The organism is Streptomyces sp. NPDC025651 (assembly GCF_055558735.1).
Genome location: NZ_JBVHLZ010000003.1, coordinates 463,187 through 479,966, shown reverse-complemented (window position 1 = coordinate 479,966; position 16,780 = coordinate 463,187). Strand labels below are relative to the sequence as shown.

Genomic DNA, 16,780 nt, shown 5'->3' with positions numbered 1-16,780 from the left:
AAGTCAGTGCCTGATTGTACTCAGCAACGTCGCAGGCCGTCCGAACAGCGAGGAGCTGCAGGTCGAGCCGACCGGAACAGGCGCCGGGCGCGTCGGACCAACTTCAGCACGACCGCGCTCGGGATGTGGGCATGGATCATGGCCTGGAGGAGGTCTCCGCTGCCCCACAGCGAATTGATCAAGTCCTCCTGCACCGAGGGGTGGTACATGAGGTCCAGCTCCGCAGTCCAGGTGCCGGGCAGCCGGGCGGCGAGGTCGTCGCCGAAGTCGCCGATATAGGGGCGCGGACTGGTGGCGATGGTTGCCCCGTGTTCGTGGGCGCGGTGCACCAGGGCACTGGCCGTGTGGCGGGCGGTCGTCCCGTTGGCCAGCGGTGCGGCGAAGGCGCCGCCGTCCATCTGCTGGAAACCGGCCTCCTCCAGGGCTCGGGTGGCCCGCGGGATCTCCTCGCCGTACGGGATGGCGACGAGCCCGTGGATGCGACTGGTGCTGAGGATGATTTGAGCGGGGAGTTCGGGTGACATGTGGTCCTGGTCGTCAGCGCGGGTTCCGCGCCGCGGAGGTGGTGAGCGGAGCGTGCTGGGCGGGCAGTGGTGAGGTCGGGGCGACCAGTCGCTTCGCGGCGTAAAGGGAGGTTGCGGCGTCGGTAAGTGCCGCCGGGTCCACATCCGCGTGGGTGGTGGGCAGTCGCGCGGCGCTCTCATCGAGTCGCCGGGCGAGATCGTCCGGGGGCGTCTGCGTGATGCCGGACGCCATCAGACCGCCGACTCCGGCTCGGAGCTGTGTCTAGGGACCGCAGCTTCGTGAGCACTGGGTCCTGCGGTGATGGCGGTTTCCGCACGAGATGAGCACTGTGCGAGGGTGTGGATCATGAGCAGAACGCCTGAGCGGGGAGCCATCGGGGGTCGCTCTGCGTAGCGATGGTTCTGTGCTCACCGCCGGTCGGGCGTGAGGGTGTCGGCAGCAGGATCGTGTGGCGGGCGGCTTGGGGCACGAGGGGGTCCTTCCACGGATTGAACGGGGGCGGTGGAAGGACAATGACCCGGAGGATCCCCGGTTTCGCTAACCGGGGATCCGCCGCTATAGGTGGCAACGCGTGCGTCAGCCAGTGAGTCGGGTATGGCCCGAAGAAGCCCCTTGGGGGTCGTTCCGGGTGCGCAGCGGGCCAGGCATCCCAGATCTCCTGGCGGAGCCTGCCCCGTTGCGGAACATCGAGGTCTTGACTGCGAGCCCAGGCTCGAACTTCCGCGACGGCCGACACCGGCAGATGCGTGGTTGTCAGGTCGTAGATCCGTGCGGCCGGCACCGGCACTCGAGGCGGCAACGGCAGCGTCTCGGGCCGAGTAGGGGTGAAACCCCAGCGCTGAGTCCGAACTCCTCGTGACCGCCTACTCGGAGGGTGGCCGGTGGTCGTCGTGCTGGTGTGAGCGGGTGGGGCGCATTCCCCAGGGCCACCGGCCGGTGCTGACGGAGGCGGCCAGGAGGAGAGCGCCGACGGCGTAGGCCCACGAATGCCCGGCGGCGAGGGCGAGGACGAAGAAGCCCGCGCCGCCGGCGGCCAGGGTGGCCTTGACGAGTGCGAGGCGGGTGCCGGGGCCGGGGGTGATGGTTCCTCCTGGTGTTCCTGCCGGGCGGGGAGTGCCGTCGGGGTGGGCGGATCGTCCTGTGGTTGGTGCGGCACTCCCCGGGCGGGGCTGGGGTCAGCGGCGGCCGATGATCTTGGCGAAGGCGGCGAGGGAGGTGGTGCCGGCCTTCTTGGCGGCGGAGCCGACAGGCCCCCAGCTGCCGATGCTCTGGCCGTAGTTGGCGGTCAGTGCGGTACCGGCGGCGGCGTTCTTCGGGTCGGACATGTCGGTGCCGCTGGCCATCTCCACGACCAGTGGGACCTGGGTGGAGAGGTTGACTGAGCCCTGCAGGACCTTCCCGGCGAGCTTTCCACTGGACTCGGTCGCCCGGAGGATCTTCGCGCCCTTGGTGCCCACGTAGTTGAAGACGGCGGTGGCCTCGGAGGCGGCGCTGCCGCCGGTCTCGGCAAGGAAGGTCAGCCCGGCGCGCCTGACCACGACGCTTGCCTTGGTGGTGGCTTTCGCGCCGGCCCCGAAGACCTTGGTCACGGCCTTTCCGGCTTTGAGGCTCTTGGCGACGGCGCCGATGGCGGGCAGGGCGGCAAGGGCGTCCGCGCCGAGCCCGACCAGGGTCATCGCGTCCCAGTCGCCCTTGATCGAGGCGTCCACGGTATGGGCGCCGAGCGCGCCGATGGCGGTGACGGCGGCAACGGGGCCGGCGATCGGGGTCAGGACCGGGATGAGGGCCAGGACACCGGCGACGGCGGAAACGATCCCGAGGATGTCCCCGAAGGCGGCCCAGAAGCTGCCGGCTTCCGCTTCGGCGGCCTTGCGGGCGGCTTCTGCCTTGAGGTACTCGAACTCCTGGCCGCGGGTGACAATCAGCCGGGTGAACTCGCGGTCGGTCAGCAGACACTGGAGCTGGAGCTCCGCCTGCAGGGCCAGCGCCATGTCGACCAGGTCGTACAGGCGGCCGTCCTTGATCCACTCCCGGGGGTAGCTGTTGTCCGTCAGCCGGAAGTACACGCCCTCACCAGACATTCCGCCCATGGCGAGGGAGGGGATCTGGCCGAGGCAGCGGGCAACAGCGGGGTGCTGGAAGGCGATCACCCCTGCAACAGGGGGAAATTTTTCCCAGGGACCAGGGGAAGTTTCTTCCCTCAAAGGCCGGGGCCACGCGTCCACCATACGGTCAAACCATTGGTCGTCGCGTTCCGGATGCTTTTCCTCCTCCGCCCTGTAGAAGTCAAAGAGGGCCTCCCTGGCCCCTGCGCCCCCCTGGAACTTCCTCGTCTCCTTGGACAGGAACGTCTGGAAGTCCTGCAGTTGCGGCCTGATCTCGGGGTCGGAGGCACAGTAGTCGAAGGTCTCGCCGTCCAGGCGGCTGAGGGCGTTGAGGACCTGGTCGCGCTGGAAGACGTACATGCGCAGGATCTGGTCGATCCGGTAGTGGTCTTCGGCCGTGAGGGCGTCCGGGTCCCACTTCCATACCTTCATGGCTGTCTTGGTGTTGGTGGTGTACATGTTCAGTTCGCTCTGAACATTGAAAACGATCTTGTCTTGGTTCGGGTTGTAGCCCAGCGTCGGCCAGTTGGCCCTGAGCTTGTACTCGATCTGCACGGTTGCCTCCTGGTCAGGCCGCGGTGTCGGCGGTGTCGAACGTGATGGTGCGGCAGACCTCGGCGAGGATCTCCACGCACGCCTCCCAGTCGGCGAGGTTCTCCGTGGCGATGGCGAAGTCGGCCATCGCCAGCCGGCCGGGGATCGGTACGAACACGTGCAGCTGACGCACCACGGTCGGATCGCCGCCGTCACCGAGCAGGTTGACCGGCTTTTCCACCTTGCGTTCCTCGGTCAGCAGCACCGCCGGCCCCACGGCCAGGCGCACGACACCGACCTCGGCGTCCGGGTAGATGGCACCCATGGTGCGCGCCAGCCGGTGCACGGTCTGATCGTTCGACAGCTCGCTGGGCCGCGCGGTGACCGTCAGGATCGCCGACGCCAGCTTCGCCTCCGGCTTCTCCTTCGTCGGCCCGTAAAGCAGGGTCCCCGCGTACACCGCCCCGGCCGCCGACAGCAGTTCATACATCGACTGCTGCGCGAGGACCGCATGGGCGATCTCCGCCTCCTTCGGCTTGGGATCGACCATGTTCAGGCGCTCGATCAGCCGGTTGGTGTTGACCTCGGCGGAGACGGAGAAGTCGATGTCGGTAAACGCTTCCGGGACTTCGAATCCCATCGGCAGATCGATCGTGCTCTGGACCATGTCGGGCAGCACCCCTTCACGTAGGGACAAGGGGCCGGCCCCAGTGGTCGTCGACCCACCCAGCGATGATCACCCGGTGAGACGCCTCGGATACAGGGGGTCACGCACTGTTGGCGCATTTGCGACCCCTGCTGCGCGCGTCAGCCCTTGCGCCGCCCCTCCCGACAGCGACCGGATGGCGAGCTGCTGCGGCCGGATCCCGCGCCACCAACAGAGCCCTCGGGCGACCGCTGACGGTCTACAACCGACAGCTACTGCGCGTTACCGCTGCCCATGATCACGCGGAAATGCTCGAACGGTGCTCATGATCACGCGGAAGTGCTCGCGAATCCGCGGAACCTGGACTGTGTGTAGGGACCGCAGCTTCGTGAGCACTGGGTCCTGCCGTGATGGCGATTTCCGTGCTCGATGAGCACTGCTAGTGAGGGCGGATCATGAGCAGAGCGGCCCGACAGGCTGCCTTCGGCGGTGGCTCTGCGTGACGCCTGACGTCTTCGGGCCGCCGGTATGGCGACGAGGAAGCGTCGGTGGTGCGTTGTGGATGTGGTCTCCGGTGATGTTGGTGGGGCAAGGTGCACCAAGGGTCGATGCAGATCCCCGGTTTCGCTAACCGGGGATCTGCAGCTATATATGCGAAGCCGCGATCAGGGGCGGCCCAGCGATCGGACGTTCCAGCCGGCCTCAACGCCATGTCTCTGCGCTGAGGGTGCCGCGGCCATCGATGACCTTCGGGCTCGCTACGCGGACGGCGAGGCGGTGCGGGTCGATGTAGGAGTACTGCGGCCACGCGGTCAGGTGCAGCAGCAGGTCGGCGTCCTGGACGGCCGCGATCGGGTCGTCGGCGTAGTCGAGTTCGGGGTGGGTCTTGCGGGCGCTGTCGAGGGCCTGCGGGGCAAGGAAATCCGCACCCAGCGACAGAGAATCGGCGAGCTTATGGGCCAGGATCCGCGACTTTGACCAGATGGTCCCCGGTGAGTCAGTCCAAGCGCTGACCACGGAGAACCCCCTCAAACACCGAGTGAAGCAACTCATCCGCGAGCACCGCGCACTGCAGGAACGTCTCGAAGGCGCCCGCTCCAACCTCGGCTTCGCGGACAAGCGCATCGCCGCCCTGAGGGTAGTCGGACCTGCCGTGATGATCACACGGCCACTCGTCCGGGGGTAGCTACCGGCCACGCTCCCGCGTGGATCGCCGGGGGCCGACATGAGAGGAACCAGTACATGAGCAACATGGTTGCGGTGACGACAGCGGATGATCTCGACTCGCTCCTACAAGCGAATCAGTTCGTCGTTTTGGTCTTCGGAGCAGACTGGGACGCCCCGAGCAAGGCGTTCGCGCCCACCGTCAAGGAGGCTGCCAAGTCGCACCCGAACGTCACCTTCGCCAACGTCGACATCGACCAGGCCGAGGAGTTGGCGAAGAAGTTCAAGGTGACTTCCATGCCCTTGGCGGCATATTTCGACAGCGGCAAGGAAGTTAATAGGACATTCGAGTTCATGCCTAAGGCGTCTTTTCTGCACCATGTCAACAATCTGCTGGGCGATGCCTGAGCAAGCGCACAAGCACGGGGGCCAACAGAGTCCCTGACGCTTGGATGAGACCTTTCGCCGACCTCGGGCTGGCTTTCTCCATGAGTTTGAGCAGCACTTCGACATCGCTGTGGACGGCAGTGGCGTCGTTGCGGAATCGAACGCTGCAGCTTCAGGACGGGTCGGTCAGTGAGCCGCTACCTTGATCACCGACTGGCCCCGAGCAACCTTGAAGGAGCACTGTGACCACGCCCATACCCAGCGGCAACGACGAACTCAGCTCTGAGCGCGTACCAACCAGGCGCCCCAGCGACAGCGACGACGACGGCTTCGACTACGAACTCCCTACCACCGACCACTGGGTGCTCAACGGGGCGGACGACAAGACTGATAGCACCTCTGCTGAGAACGAGGCGGACAGTTCCACCTGACAGCACCACGCACGACATGACCTCGTCCTCCGGGCTGGCCCTATGTCAGCCCGGAGGGCCGGCAAGGCTCACATGGCCGATCGCATTCTTCGAATCGAACAGCCATCATCAGGACTGCCTCCCAAAGTCGTGAACATCTGCTGTCCGTTCTCGTGAACAGAGCCACGGGCCAACTCCAGTCGGCTCTCGTGGACGACCTGGCCGCCCGTCGTCGCAGAGGCGTAGTCGCCTGAGTAGTGCGCCTTTCCGTGTGCCGAGCGGACCCTGCGCCACGGGGCCGACTCGTCGAAGTTCTTCAAGCGCAGCAGGTTGAAGGGGACAGCGGCAGCGTAGTGTTCTGGTGGCTTGTTGCTCTGAGGCCCGCTTCATTGCCTCACCGCTCGGCAGCTCAGCCGGTGGCCCAGTGCGGCCGCGGGGTCTATCTGGTCATTTCGAGCGTTTGGCGTGACGACCGCGTCGAGCTGTGGTGTGGCTGCTGCCCTGGTCCGGGAGTCGGCTGGCGGTTTTGGGTCTGCGGCGGGCCTTGAAGACCTCGATGACTACCGGGGCAACGGAGATCAGCACGATGCCGATGAGGATGGCTTCGACGTGCTGTTTGATGAAGGTGATCTGGCCGAGCCAGTAGCCCGCGACGGTGACGCCGGCGCCCCAGGCCGTGCCGCCGATGACGTTGTAGGTCAGGAAGGTGCGGTACTGCATCGATCCGGCGCCCGCGACCATGGGTGCGAACGTCCGGATGATCGGCACGAAGCGGGCGAGCACGATGGCCTTCGGCCCGTGCTTGTCCATGAACTCGTGTGCGCTGTCGAGGTTCTCGCGTTTGAAGAGCCGGGAGTCGGGCCGGTTGAAGAGCTTGGGTCCGGCGAACTTGCCGATGAGGTAGCCCATTTGGTCGCCGAGGATCGCGGCGGCCACGATCAGGGCGCAGACGAGCCACAGCGGCTGGGTGATGTGGGCGCCGTCCGCCACGAGCAGTCCCGCGGTGAACAGGAGTGAGTCGCCGGGCAGGAAGGCGAACAGGCCGGATTCGGCGAAGACGATGACCAGGATGCCGATCAGGCCGAACTGTGCGATCAGGTGGTCCGAGGACAGCCACTCGGGCCCCAGGGCAAGCGTGTTCAAGGTTCCGGATTCTCCTCGGCCTGAGGGCGGATCAGTCGGCTGTTCCCGCTACGAGATCAACTATACGGTACCTATGTACCAATACTCTGGGTGTGGCCCAGCCGCCTCCCGTCGATCGAAGAGCCTGACGCCCCCTGGTGCGTACGGGGAGCTTCTGGGCCGGTTGGATAGGGTCTCACGCAATAAAGTGGCGCCGCGGGCGGGGGCGGGGTGCGCCAGCCTGCGGGCGGCGCGAGCCCATCCGGCTGCCACTTCTGTACTGACGTACTAGAGTGATGTGCGGTGGCGGGAGTGTCTCTCCCGCGCCCGGTGAGGCCAGCCGCCCGGAGGGCGGAGCGCCACGCTGAGTACCGCGCGATCTGACCGGTAGCCGTCACACACCCCCCTTGCGTTCCAGCAGGGCAAACAAGGAGCTGTCGCCATGAGGCAGAAAAAGGACTCGCCGGGCGGGGAGCAGGCGCTGGCCGGGAAGGTGGCGCTGGTCGCGGGGGCGACCCGCGGCGGGGGCCGTGCGATGGCCGTCGAGCTGGGCCGGGCCGGCGCCACCGTCTATGTCACCGGCCGCACCGCCCGTGACGCGGTCAGCGAGACGGGCCGCCCGGCCGAAACCATCGAGAAGACTGCCGAGTTGGTCACCGCGGCCGGAGGGCAGGGCATTGCCGCCGTGGTCGACCATCTCCAGGACCATCAGGTGCGGGAGCTCGTGGCCCGGATCGACCGCGCTCACGGACGCCTCGACATCCTCGTCAACGTGATCTGGGGCGGTGACCATCTCGTCGAGTACGGCAAGAAGGTCAGGATGTGGGAGTACGACCTGGACAAGGGACGGCGCATGCTCCGCCTCGGGGTCGAGTCGCACTTCGTCACCAGCCACTACGCCCTGCCGCTGATGATCCGCAAGCCCGGCGGCCTGGTCGTGGAGATCACCGACGGGACCGAAGAGCTCAACCACACCCACTACCGTCAGCCGTTCTTCTTCGACCTGGCCAAGTACGCGCCGTTCCGGATGGTCAAAGCGCTGGCCGAGGAGGGCAAGGAGTACGGCTGTACGGCACTCGCCCTGGCGCCGGGCTTCATGCGCACCGAGGCGGTCCTGGACAAGTTCGGTGTCACCGAGGGCAATTGGCGTGACGCCTGCGCCACGGCCCCCGACTTCGCGATGTCCGAGACGCCTGCCTTCGTCGCGCGGGCCCTGGCCGCGCTGGCCGCCGACCCCGAGGTGGCCCGCTTCAACGGCCGCTCGGTGTCCGCCGGCGCGCTGTCCAGGGAGTACGGCTTCACCGACGTGGACGGGTCGGCTCCCGACCCCGCCCGGTACTTCGACGAGGTCATGCGGACCGGGCAGTACCCCGACCCCGCCGACTACCGCTGACCCGGCCCCGCCGCCCGCGGCCTTGCACGGTGAAGGAGATCTGCATGACCCCGCACGAGGTCGCGGAGTACGCGCTCGCGCTGCCGGAAGCAACGGAGCACGAGCCGGGTCGTGACATGTGCCTGTACAAGGTAGGCGGCAAGATCTTCGCCGTCCTGACGGCGGCGACCCGTTCCCGCCCCGACCAGGTGACCTTGAAGTGCGACCCCGGCCTCGCGCCGCATCTGCGCGCACAGTACGCGGCCGTGGGCCCGGGCCAGTACGGGCACCGGCAGCACTGGAACACCGTGGTGCTCGACGGCACGGTGCCCGACGAGGAGCTGGCCGACATGATCGACCACTCCTGGGAGCGCGTGGCGGCGGGCCTGCCCCGCGCTGCCCGTCAGCGGCTGCGCCGCCTGCAGGAGGGCCGGTCCGGCGGTTAGGAGCCGGTCTTCTGCGGCGGTGCGGGCAGGGCCGGGTTGGGGGTGAGGACGCGGCGGAGGATGTCCTCGACCTCTGCGCGGCTGGGGGGTTGGGAGCCGGCCAGGCCGGCCAGGGTGAGTCCGTTCATCGCAGCCATGGCGGCCCGGGCGGTGGCCAGGTCGGTGTAGTGGAGCAGGGCGTCGACGCTGGCGTCGGTGTACTGGTCGGCCAGCGGGCGCAGGGCCGGGCGGCGCAGGGCGGCCACGTACAGCTCGTACTGCACGGTCTCCGAGGCGCGATTGGGGCCGAAGCAGTTCATGAGTGCGTCGGTCAGCAGGACGGTGAGCTGGTTGGTGGTGAGGTCCGGGCGCTGGGCGACCCACTCCTTGAGCATGGCGGTGTAGCGGTCCACGGCCTGCTGCAGGGCGGCCTGTATGAGGTCGTCCTTGGTGGCGAAGTGGTACGTGGTCGCGCCCAGCGGCACTCCGGCCTCTTCGGCCACCGCCCGGTGGGTCAGTCCCTCGATGCCGCGCGCGGCGATGACGCGTTCGGTGCCCGCTGTGATCTCCGCGATCCGGCGTTCGGGATCGCGGCGGCGTCGGCCAGAGGGCTGGGTGGTCATGCGGGCGGGCTCCGTGGGGTCGGGGGATCTCGGTACGTACCGTATCGGGCGCGGAATGGGGCGTGCCGCGGGCCGGTCACTGCGCCAGTTTCCGCTCCAGGGGGGTGCGGTACTGGGGCGTGACGCGGGTGGTGCCCAGGAAGGCGGTCAGGCGGGCGGTCTCGGTCTCGAGGGCGGTGCGGGCCTCCAGGCCGGGGTCGGTGAGCAGTTCCCAGGCGATGCGGCCGTCCCGGCGCTGGGCCCAGCCGCCGACGATGCGCCCGTTCCACCACAGGGTGGGGCCGATGTTGCCGTTGCGGTCGAAGAGGGCGGGCTTGTGCGCGGGATCGAGGTAGAAGTCGCGGTGGCGCCAGCCCATGGGGGTGGCGTCCAGGCCGGGCAGGAGCGCGGCCCAGGGCTCGGATTCGGCGGGCGGCTCCGCATCGCCGGGCAGGAGGTAGCCGGTTCCCTCATCGAGTTCGACCGGCTCGGCTTGGGCGCCGGCGAGGGCTCGGCGGGTGTCGGTCAGGGTCCAGCCGGTCCACCACTTGAGGTCCTCGGCCGTGGCCGGGCCGAAGGCGGCCAGATAGCGGCGGGCGAGTTCGGTCTGGGCACGCCCGGCGGGCAGTTCGGGCAGCGGGTCGGCCGGGGCCCAGCGGAACTGGCCCGAGGTCCACGAGCCGCGTGGCCGGGCCCGGCGGATACGGCCCTCGGCGGCCAGGACACCGAGGACCGGCGCGGAGGCGCGCTGCCGCGACTCGTACGGCTTGCCCGGTGAGGTGACGATCTGCTCGCGCAGTTCCGGGACGTCCAGGGCGAGTTCGGCGGCCGCGGCCTGGCCCCGCTTGATCAGGGCGGCGAGGGTGTCCTGCTCGATGGCGGTGTAGCGGTCGGTGTCCCAGCCGAGTGTCTCGCGCAGGTGGCGCATGGCGTGGGCGCGGTTCTTGACGGCGGCGCCCCGGGCGGTGGCCGCGTGCGCGGTGGGGGCGAGGGGCGCCGGGAGGACGAACATGGTGCGGCGCATGCACCGGATCCGGGCCAGGCTCCGCTCCTCGTACAACGCCCGCTCCATGGCGGCCGTGTCCGGTTCGGCCAGGCGGGCCGCGGCGGACAGGAACACGGTGGCCGGGTCGGTGGCGTGCAGCCCGACCAGCGCGTCAGCGACGCCTTCGGGGGTCTTCGCCCGCGCGGGGCCGGCCAGCAGGTGCCGGCGCCCCAGTCGGGCGCGGCGCTCGGCGGCCGGGATGCGGCGCAGCAGGGGGAGGGTGCTCATGACGTGGCTCCGGGCAGGGGTGCGGGCAGGACGGGGGCGGGTATCAGGAGGCGGCGCAGGATGGCCTCGACCTCGCCGCGGGCCGGGGGCTCGGCCCCGGCCAGGCCGCACACGGTGAGGCCCGTGGCCACGGCCACGACGACCCCGGCGGTCGGCCGGCCGATGAACGCGCTCAGCGCGTCGACGGCGGCTTCGGTGTAGCGGCCGGCCAGCGGGCGCAGGGCGGGGCGGCGCAGAGCGGTGAGATACAGCTCCAGCTCCACGATCTGCCGCGCGCGTTGGACGAAGACAGAGCTCGTGATGACCTCCGCCAGCAGCGCGGCGAGCCGGTCCGGGGCGCCGTCCGGACCTCGTCCGGCCCAGACCTCCAGGCCCTCGACGTAGCGGTCGACCGCACGCTGCAGCATCTCCTCGATGAGGTCGTCCCGGGCGGGGAAGCGGCCCGTCACCGCCCTCACGGTCACGCCGGCTTCCACGGCGACCGCCCGGTGGGACAGCCCTTCCATGCCGTGTGCGGCGACGACCCGCTCGGCGGCGGCGACGATCCCCTCGATACGGCGCCCCACATCACTCGGGCACATCGGCGAACCAGGCGGGTTGTCAGCCACGACGGTGGCCCCAATCGTTGACGAGGCAACTTAAAGGTACAGAAGTACTGTAACTGACCGCGGCCCTGCCCCGCCGTCGACTCCCCTCGGGAAGCACCTTGCCGTCCGGGCTGTCCGGTCATAATTTGCGCAGTTCAAGGCAATACTCGCGCTCAATTCCACAAGGTGGAATTGCCTGTTCCCGCACCCTGCGGGCTCGATCGATCGAAAGGGGTCACCGAGGCGACGCTTACCTTATGTCCGTATTGCCCGCCCGTTCGAGATGCTGTACTGTACTGATGTACAAGATGTAGAGCGGAGAGCCGGACCCCGAGCGCAGGCGCGCAGGCCGGCACCCTCCGCCCCCGCCGCAGAGCATCCGCCGCGGCCCGCTCTTCGTCCCCTCTCTCACCCTGGAGTGATCCTCATGACCGGTGCGTCCTCGCGCCCTGCTGCCGTCGGCGCTGTGTCCTCGTACGCCTTCTGGGGGCACGACGGCAAGGCGCTCGCCGACTTCTACGCCGCCGCCCTGGGCTGGAAGGTCGCCCAGGAGTTCCCCGATGAGAACGGCGTCCCGACCGCCTTCCTCGTCACCGACGGCTCGACGGTCTTCGTCTTCTACACGGCCAAGGACTTCAAGGCTCCCGACTGGCCCAAGGACGAGCTCCCCTTCCACCTCGACCTGTCCTTCGACGACCTCCCGGCCGCCGAGCAGCGCCTGCTCGAACTGGGCGCCACCAAGCCCGGCCACCAGCCCGGCGGCGAGCACTGGACGGTCCTGCTCGACCCGTCGGGCCAGCCGTTCTGCATCAGCGCGGGCTGGTCCGAAGGCTCCTGAGCACCCGCGCGCCCAAACGCCCACCGCAAACCAACACCTCAACGCACGCGACAAGGAGTACGGCCATGAACGCCGACACATTCGTCCACCAGTGGGTGGACGCGTACAACGACCAGGACTTCGACCGCTTCGGGGCACTGTTCACCGACGACGTCGCCTATGAACTCAAGGCCTTCGGGCTCGCCTTCACGGGCCGGGACGCCTGGGTGGACCACGTCCGTGAGTACGCGGCCGCCGTGCCCGACCGCAAGCTGACCGCCAAGCGCATCATCGCCGACGGGGACGCCATCGCCGTCGAGTACGACTTCGCGGGCACCAGCGCCGGCATCATGCCGAACCTGCCCCCGAAGGGCGAGCCGGTCACCGCCACCTTCTGCAGCGTCCTGCAGCTGCGCGGGGACCGGGCCGCCTCACAGGTCGACTACGTCGGCGGACAGTAACCCCCACCGATCCCGCACCCCCGCACGATCCACCGCGATCCCCAAGGAGTACGACCATGGGCTACGCCCCCTGCTTCAGCGTCAAGGACACGGCTGCCAGCATCGCCTTCTACCAGAAGCTCGGCTTCGAGGTGGACTCCAGCACCGCCAAGCCTGGCGACGACATCCACATGCTGTTCTACGGCGGCGAGTTCTGCGCGATGCTCTACAGCAACGCCGACCTCAAGAACTGGCTGCCGGTCCTGGCAGACACCCCCATCGGCTTCGCCGGCATGCACTACCTGGGCGTGGACGACCTCAAGGCCGCCTACGACCACATCGCCCAGCACGCCGAGATCGTCAAGCCGCTCACCGAGGACCACACCGGGGTGCGCCTCTTCTACTTCCGTGACATCGACGGCTACGTCATCGGCGTCAACGAGAAGTCCACCGTCAACGCCGGATAGCGCCCCAGCCCACGCCACGCGCACACGGCACCATCGCGGAACGAAGCCCTACTCATGAACATCTCCCCGACTCCCGTCCCCTCTGGGAGAGTTCCCGCCCAGCTGGCCGATCGCGGCCGCTGGATCGCGCTCGCGGTCGTCATGACCGCAACCCTCATGGACCTGGTCGACGTGACCATCGTGAACGTCGCCATCCCCAGTATCCAGCGGGACCTGGGCGCCTCCTTCGCGGCCATCCAGTGGATCACCGAGGGGTATGTCCTCGCCTTCGCCGTCGGTCTGATCACCGGCGGGCGCCTGGGGGACATCCACGGCCGCCGCCGGATGTTCCTGCTGGGCGTGGCGGGCTTCACCGTCGCCTCGGCACTGTGCGGCGCCGCACCGAGCCCCGACGTCCTCATCGCCGCACGGGTGCTGCAGGGGGCGATGGCCGCTCTGATGGTTCCTCAGGTCCTGGCCATCGTGCACGTCACCTTCGCGCCCCACGAGCGCGGCAAGGTCTTCGGCCTGTACGGCGCAATCGTCGGCCTGGGCGCCGTCGCCGGGCCCATCCTGGGCGGTGTACTGACCGAGTGGAATCTGTTCGGTCTGGAGTGGCGGGCCATCTTCCTGATCAATCTGCCCGTCGGTCTGGCCGCGCTGGTCCTGGGGCGGCGCCACATCGCCGAGTCCACCGCGCCGCACGCGCCACGGCTGGATGTGTCCGGCACGCTTCTGCTGACCTCGGCACTGCTTCTGCTGCTCTACCCGCTCACCCAGGGGCGCGAACTGGGCTGGCCCGCCTGGGGATTCGCCGTCATGGCCGCTTCGCTACCGGTCCTCGCGCTCTTCGTGGCACACCAGCGCTCCCGCTCCCGCCGTGGCCTGACGCCGCTGGTGGAGCTCTCCCTCTTCCACAACAAGAGCTTCTCCGCGGGCACGGCCGTCGAGCTCCTCAACGGCATCGCCACCGGCATCTTCTTCCTGGCATGGATGCTCTACCTCCAGTACGGCCTGGGGTACAGTCCGCTGCGCGCCGCGCTGACCGGCATCCCCTTCTCCATCGGCGCCGCGGCGGCCTCGGCCGTGGCCGTGCAGTTCCTGGTGCCGCGCTTTGGCCGCAAGGTCCTGCAGGCGGGCGCCGCGCTGATGGCCCTCGGTATCCTGGCCTACCTGTGGGAGGCCGAACGCTACGGCGCCGCGCTGACGCCGTGGCAGACACTCCCGCCCCTGCTGATGATGGGCCTGAGCATGGGCCTGATCATGGCACCCCTGGTCGATCTGGTGCTGGCCGAGGTCCCGCACCGTCATGCCGGTTCCGGCTCCGGGGTCTTCAACACCGTCCAGCAGCTCAGCCAGGCCCTCGGCATCGCCCTGGCTTCCGTGCTGTTCTTCGGCCCGCTCGGCTCCCAGCCCACGGCCCGCGCCTACCTCGATGCCTTCCCCACCACCCTGGCCTGGCTCGCGGGCATCAACGGTCTGCTCGTGGTCCTGATGTTCGCGCTGCCCAAGCGGGCCAAGCACCACGAGCCGGACGAGGAATACACCGACGACAACGAACCCGTCCTCGTCCACTGAGACCGACACCGCCCTGCAACAGCGCACCACCAGGAAGCGATCACCATGACCAGCACCACGCGCGGCACCGGGCACATCGTCGTCACGGGCGCCCGCGAGAACAACCTCAAGAACATCACCGTCCGCGTGCCCGAGGGCAAGCTCTCGGTAGTGACCGGCGTCTCGGGCTCGGGGAAGTCGTCGATCGTCTTCGACACGATTGCCGTGGAGTCGCAGCGCCAGCTCAACGAGATTTACCCCTCCTTCATCCGCAACCGGCTGCCCCGCCACGAGCGGCCCAGGTTCGACCGGATCGAGAACCTCACCCCCGCGGTCGTCGTGGACCAAAAGCCCGTCGGCGGCGGATCGCGCTCCACGGTGGGCACCATGACCGAGGCCAACGCGGTGCTGCGGGTGCTGTTCTCGCGGTACGGCAAGCCCAGCGCGGGGCCCTCCAGCGCGTACTCCTTCAACGACCCCCAGGGCATGTGCCCGGCCTGCGAAGGGCTCGGCCAGACGACCCAGGTGGACATCGAGAAGCTGGTCGACTTCAGCAAATCCCTGAACCAGGGCGCCATCCGGCACCCCTCGTTCGCCGTGGGCAAGTCCTACTGGCAGATGTACGCCGAAATCGGCCTCTTCGACCCCGACAAGCCCATCGGCAAATACTCCAAGAAGGACAGGGAGCTGCTCCTGTACGGCAGCGGCTTCAAGTCCACCCGCACCACCCACAGCGGCAACGTCCTCGTCAGCGACTACGAGGGACTCGTGGACCGCTTCACCCGGCGCTTCATCAAACCGGGCCTCAACTCCCTCAAGGACCGCCAGCGCGAGGCGGCCGAGCAAGTCGTCGCCGACCAGATCTGCCCCGACTGCGGCGGCGCCCGCCTCAACGCGGCGGCACGGGCCACGAAGATCGGCAGGCACACGCTCGCGGACTACTGCGCCATGGAGGTCAGCGACCTCATCGCCGTCCTGGAGCGCGTCAAGGGACCGGCGACCACCGCGGTCGTGCCGGCCGCACTGGCCGTGCTCCACCGCATCGAAGCGATCGGCCTGGGCTATCTGTCCCTGGACCGCGCCACCCCCACACTCTCCGGCGGCGAAGGCCAGCGCCTGAAAACGGTGCGCCAGCTCGGCAGCAGCCTCAGCGGCATGACCTACATCTTCGACGAACCGAGCGTCGGCCTGCACCCGTTGGACGTCGCCCGCCTGAACAACCTGCTGTTCGCGCTGCGCGACAAGGGCAACACCGTCCTGATCGTCGAGCACGACCGCGACGTCATCGCGATCGCCGACCACATCATCGACGTCGGGCCGGGCGCAGGGACACACGGCGGCGAGATCGTCTTCGAAGGAACCGTCAAGCAGCTCAAGAACAGTGGCACCCTCACCGGGCGCTGCTTCAAACGCGTCCCCGACGTCAAAGGCGACCACCGCGCCGCCACCGGCCACCTGGCTGTCCGCAACGCCCGCCTGCACAACCTCAAGAACATCACCGTCGACTTCCCCCTCGGCGTACTCACCGCCGTCACCGGAGTGGCCGGCTCGGGCAAGAGCACGCTCATCTCGGGGGTGTTCGCCGCCGAGCATCCCGAGGCGATCGTCATCGACCAGTCGGCCATCGGCATCTCCCCCCGCTCGACGCCGGCCACGTACACCGACGTATGGGACCGCATCCGTACACAGTTCGCCCAGCACTTCAAGGTCGACCCCGGGCTCTTCAGCTTCAACTCCGCCGGCGGCTGCCCCGAATGCAAAGGCCGCGGCACCATCACCATGGACCTCGCCTTCATGGACCCGGTCACCACCGTCTGTGAACTGTGCGACGGCACCCGGTACCGCGCCGAGGTCCTCGACTACAAAATCGCGGGCAAGAACGTCGTCGACCTCCTCGCCATGACCGTCGAGGAAGCCCCCGGCCACTTCACCGACCCCGCCGTCCTCAACCGCCTCGCACCCCTGGAGGAGGTGGGCCTGGGCTACCTCACCCTCGGCCGCCCCCTCACCGAGCTCTCCGGCGGCGAACGCCAGCGCATCAAGCTCGCCAACCGCCTGCACGAGAAGAGCCGCGTCTACGTCTTCGACGAACCCTCCACCGGCCTGCACATGGCCGACCTCGACCACCTGCTCGCCCTCCTGGACCGCCTCGTCGACGACGGCAACACCGTGATCGTCGTGGAGCACGACCTCGACGTCATCAAGCACACCGACTGGATCATCGACATCGGCCCCGACGCGGGCAAACACGGCGGCGAGATCGTCTTCACCGGAACCCCGACAGAGATGGCCCGCTCCGGGCGCTCCCACACCGCGGAACACCTGCGGGCCTCGCTGCCGAAGAACAGCAAAGCACTGCGCGACTGAC

Annotated in this window: 18 protein-coding genes; 9 read left to right on the top strand and 9 right to left on the bottom strand. The window is 68.5% G+C overall.

Features of this window, described 5'->3' with window-relative positions; translation table 11 throughout:
• Positions 1–20: 20 nt before the first annotated feature.
• The 5 genes from ACZ4D5_RS14435 to ACZ4D5_RS14415 form a co-directional block, all read right to left on the bottom strand.
• Positions 21–524, bottom strand: coding sequence for a hypothetical protein (locus ACZ4D5_RS14435; protein ID WP_467772669.1), 504 nt, complete (start codon positions 522–524; stop codon positions 21–23).
• A gap of 344 nt (positions 525–868) precedes the next feature.
• A complete protein-coding gene (locus ACZ4D5_RS14430; protein ID WP_467773029.1) occupies positions 869–1,261 on the bottom strand; it encodes an Lsr2 family DNA-binding protein in 393 nt (130 codons plus the stop codon).
• Between the two features lie 439 nt (positions 1,262–1,700).
• Positions 1,701–3,185, bottom strand: coding sequence for a hypothetical protein (locus tag ACZ4D5_RS14425; protein WP_467772668.1), 1,485 nt, complete (start codon positions 3,183–3,185; stop codon positions 1,701–1,703).
• 13 nt (positions 3,186–3,198) lie between these two features.
• A complete protein-coding gene (locus tag ACZ4D5_RS14420; protein ID WP_467772667.1) occupies positions 3,199–3,831 on the bottom strand; it encodes a hypothetical protein in 633 nt (210 codons plus the stop codon).
• A 681-nt stretch (positions 3,832–4,512) separates the two neighbouring features.
• A complete protein-coding gene (locus ACZ4D5_RS14415; protein WP_467772666.1) occupies positions 4,513–4,827 on the bottom strand; it encodes a UDP binding domain-containing protein in 315 nt (104 codons plus the stop codon).
• Between the two features lie 225 nt (positions 4,828–5,052).
• On the opposite strand from ACZ4D5_RS14415, the gene ACZ4D5_RS14410 reads away from it, so the two are divergent.
• Both ACZ4D5_RS14410 and ACZ4D5_RS14405 read left to right on the top strand, forming a co-directional pair.
• Complete coding sequence (locus ACZ4D5_RS14410) at positions 5,053–5,382, top strand: thioredoxin family protein (protein WP_467772665.1); 330 nt, start codon at positions 5,053–5,055, stop codon at positions 5,380–5,382.
• Between the two features lie 221 nt (positions 5,383–5,603).
• Positions 5,604–5,792: a hypothetical protein gene (locus ACZ4D5_RS14405; protein WP_467772664.1), complete on the top strand. Its 189-nt coding sequence runs from the start codon at positions 5,604–5,606 to the stop codon at positions 5,790–5,792.
• A gap of 426 nt (positions 5,793–6,218) precedes the next feature.
• On the opposite strand, the gene ACZ4D5_RS14400 is transcribed toward ACZ4D5_RS14405, so the two are convergent.
• Positions 6,219–6,914 carry a DedA family protein gene (locus tag ACZ4D5_RS14400; RefSeq protein ID WP_467772663.1) on the bottom strand — a complete coding sequence of 232 codons (696 nt, stop codon included), beginning with the start codon at positions 6,912–6,914 and terminating at the stop codon, positions 6,219–6,221.
• Positions 6,915–7,335: 421 nt separating this feature from the next.
• Here ACZ4D5_RS14400 and ACZ4D5_RS14395 point away from each other — a divergent pair, with 421 nt between their 5' ends.
• Entirely contained in the window at positions 7,336–8,286 is a 951-nt protein-coding gene (locus ACZ4D5_RS14395; protein ID WP_467772662.1) for an SDR family oxidoreductase, read from the top strand.
• 44 nt (positions 8,287–8,330) lie between these two features.
• A complete protein-coding gene (locus tag ACZ4D5_RS14390) occupies positions 8,331–8,711 on the top strand; it encodes an MmcQ/YjbR family DNA-binding protein (RefSeq protein WP_467772661.1) in 381 nt (126 codons plus the stop codon).
• On the opposite strand, the gene ACZ4D5_RS14385 is transcribed toward ACZ4D5_RS14390, so the two are convergent.
• From ACZ4D5_RS14385 to ACZ4D5_RS14375, 3 genes are all read right to left on the bottom strand, one after another.
• Positions 8,708–9,313, bottom strand: coding sequence for a TetR/AcrR family transcriptional regulator (locus tag ACZ4D5_RS14385; protein WP_467772660.1), 606 nt, complete (start codon positions 9,311–9,313; stop codon positions 8,708–8,710). The two genes, ACZ4D5_RS14390 and ACZ4D5_RS14385, sit on opposite strands and share 4 nt — an antisense overlap.
• A 76-nt stretch (positions 9,314–9,389) precedes the next feature.
• Positions 9,390–10,565 carry a winged helix DNA-binding domain-containing protein gene (locus ACZ4D5_RS14380; RefSeq protein ID WP_467772659.1) on the bottom strand — a complete coding sequence of 392 codons (1,176 nt, stop codon included), beginning with the start codon at positions 10,563–10,565 and terminating at the stop codon, positions 9,390–9,392.
• Positions 10,562–11,146: a TetR/AcrR family transcriptional regulator gene (locus tag ACZ4D5_RS14375; RefSeq protein ID WP_467772658.1), complete on the bottom strand. Its 585-nt coding sequence runs from the start codon at positions 11,144–11,146 to the stop codon at positions 10,562–10,564. The genes ACZ4D5_RS14380 and ACZ4D5_RS14375 overlap by 4 nt, the downstream gene beginning before the upstream one ends.
• A 433-nt stretch (positions 11,147–11,579) precedes the next feature.
• Here ACZ4D5_RS14375 and ACZ4D5_RS14370 point away from each other — a divergent pair, with 433 nt between their 5' ends.
• From ACZ4D5_RS14370 to ACZ4D5_RS14350, 5 genes are all read left to right on the top strand, one after another.
• On the top strand, positions 11,580–11,990 hold the full coding sequence (locus ACZ4D5_RS14370; RefSeq protein WP_467772657.1) for a VOC family protein: 411 nt from the start codon (positions 11,580–11,582) through the stop codon (positions 11,988–11,990).
• Between the two features lie 65 nt (positions 11,991–12,055).
• Complete coding sequence (locus tag ACZ4D5_RS14365; RefSeq protein WP_467772656.1) at positions 12,056–12,430, top strand: ester cyclase; 375 nt, start codon at positions 12,056–12,058, stop codon at positions 12,428–12,430.
• Positions 12,431–12,486: 56 nt separating this feature from the next.
• Positions 12,487–12,876, top strand: coding sequence for a VOC family protein (locus ACZ4D5_RS14360; RefSeq protein WP_467772655.1), 390 nt, complete (start codon positions 12,487–12,489; stop codon positions 12,874–12,876).
• A 54-nt stretch (positions 12,877–12,930) separates the two neighbouring features.
• A complete protein-coding gene (locus ACZ4D5_RS14355) occupies positions 12,931–14,433 on the top strand; it encodes an MFS transporter (protein WP_467772654.1) in 1,503 nt (500 codons plus the stop codon).
• Between the two features lie 45 nt (positions 14,434–14,478).
• Positions 14,479–16,779 carry an ATP-binding cassette domain-containing protein gene (locus tag ACZ4D5_RS14350; RefSeq protein WP_467772653.1) on the top strand — a complete coding sequence of 767 codons (2,301 nt, stop codon included), beginning with the start codon at positions 14,479–14,481 and terminating at the stop codon, positions 16,777–16,779.
• The last annotated feature ends 1 nt before the right edge of the window (position 16,780 follow it).

What these genes read in the sequence shown, in the direction of transcription:
- ACZ4D5_RS14395 (WP_467772662.1), top strand. Translation starts at nt 7,336, where the DNA reads ATGAGGCAGAAAAAGGACTCGCCGGGCGGGGAGCAGGCGCTGGCCGGG.
- ACZ4D5_RS14370 (WP_467772657.1), top strand. Translation starts at nt 11,580, where the DNA reads ATGACCGGTGCGTCCTCGCGCCCTGCTGCCGTCGGCGCTGTGTCCTCG.
- ACZ4D5_RS14410 (WP_467772665.1), top strand. Translation starts at nt 5,053, where the DNA reads ATGAGCAACATGGTTGCGGTGACGACAGCGGATGATCTCGACTCGCTC.
- ACZ4D5_RS14360 (WP_467772655.1), top strand. Translation starts at nt 12,487, where the DNA reads ATGGGCTACGCCCCCTGCTTCAGCGTCAAGGACACGGCTGCCAGCATC.
- ACZ4D5_RS14365 (WP_467772656.1), top strand. Translation starts at nt 12,056, where the DNA reads ATGAACGCCGACACATTCGTCCACCAGTGGGTGGACGCGTACAACGAC.
- ACZ4D5_RS14390 (WP_467772661.1), top strand. Translation starts at nt 8,331, where the DNA reads ATGACCCCGCACGAGGTCGCGGAGTACGCGCTCGCGCTGCCGGAAGCA.
- ACZ4D5_RS14350 (WP_467772653.1), top strand. Translation starts at nt 14,479, where the DNA reads ATGACCAGCACCACGCGCGGCACCGGGCACATCGTCGTCACGGGCGCC.
- ACZ4D5_RS14435 (WP_467772669.1), bottom strand. Translation starts at nt 524, where the DNA reads ATGTCACCCGAACTCCCCGCTCAAATCATCCTCAGCACCAGTCGCATC.
- ACZ4D5_RS14385 (WP_467772660.1), bottom strand. Translation starts at nt 9,313, where the DNA reads ATGACCACCCAGCCCTCTGGCCGACGCCGCCGCGATCCCGAACGCCGG.
- ACZ4D5_RS14355 (WP_467772654.1), top strand. Translation starts at nt 12,931, where the DNA reads ATGAACATCTCCCCGACTCCCGTCCCCTCTGGGAGAGTTCCCGCCCAG.
- ACZ4D5_RS14420 (WP_467772667.1), bottom strand. Translation starts at nt 3,831, where the DNA reads ATGGTCCAGAGCACGATCGATCTGCCGATGGGATTCGAAGTCCCGGAA.
- ACZ4D5_RS14380 (WP_467772659.1), bottom strand. Translation starts at nt 10,565, where the DNA reads ATGAGCACCCTCCCCCTGCTGCGCCGCATCCCGGCCGCCGAGCGCCGC.
- ACZ4D5_RS14375 (WP_467772658.1), bottom strand. Translation starts at nt 11,146, where the DNA reads ATGTGCCCGAGTGATGTGGGGCGCCGTATCGAGGGGATCGTCGCCGCC.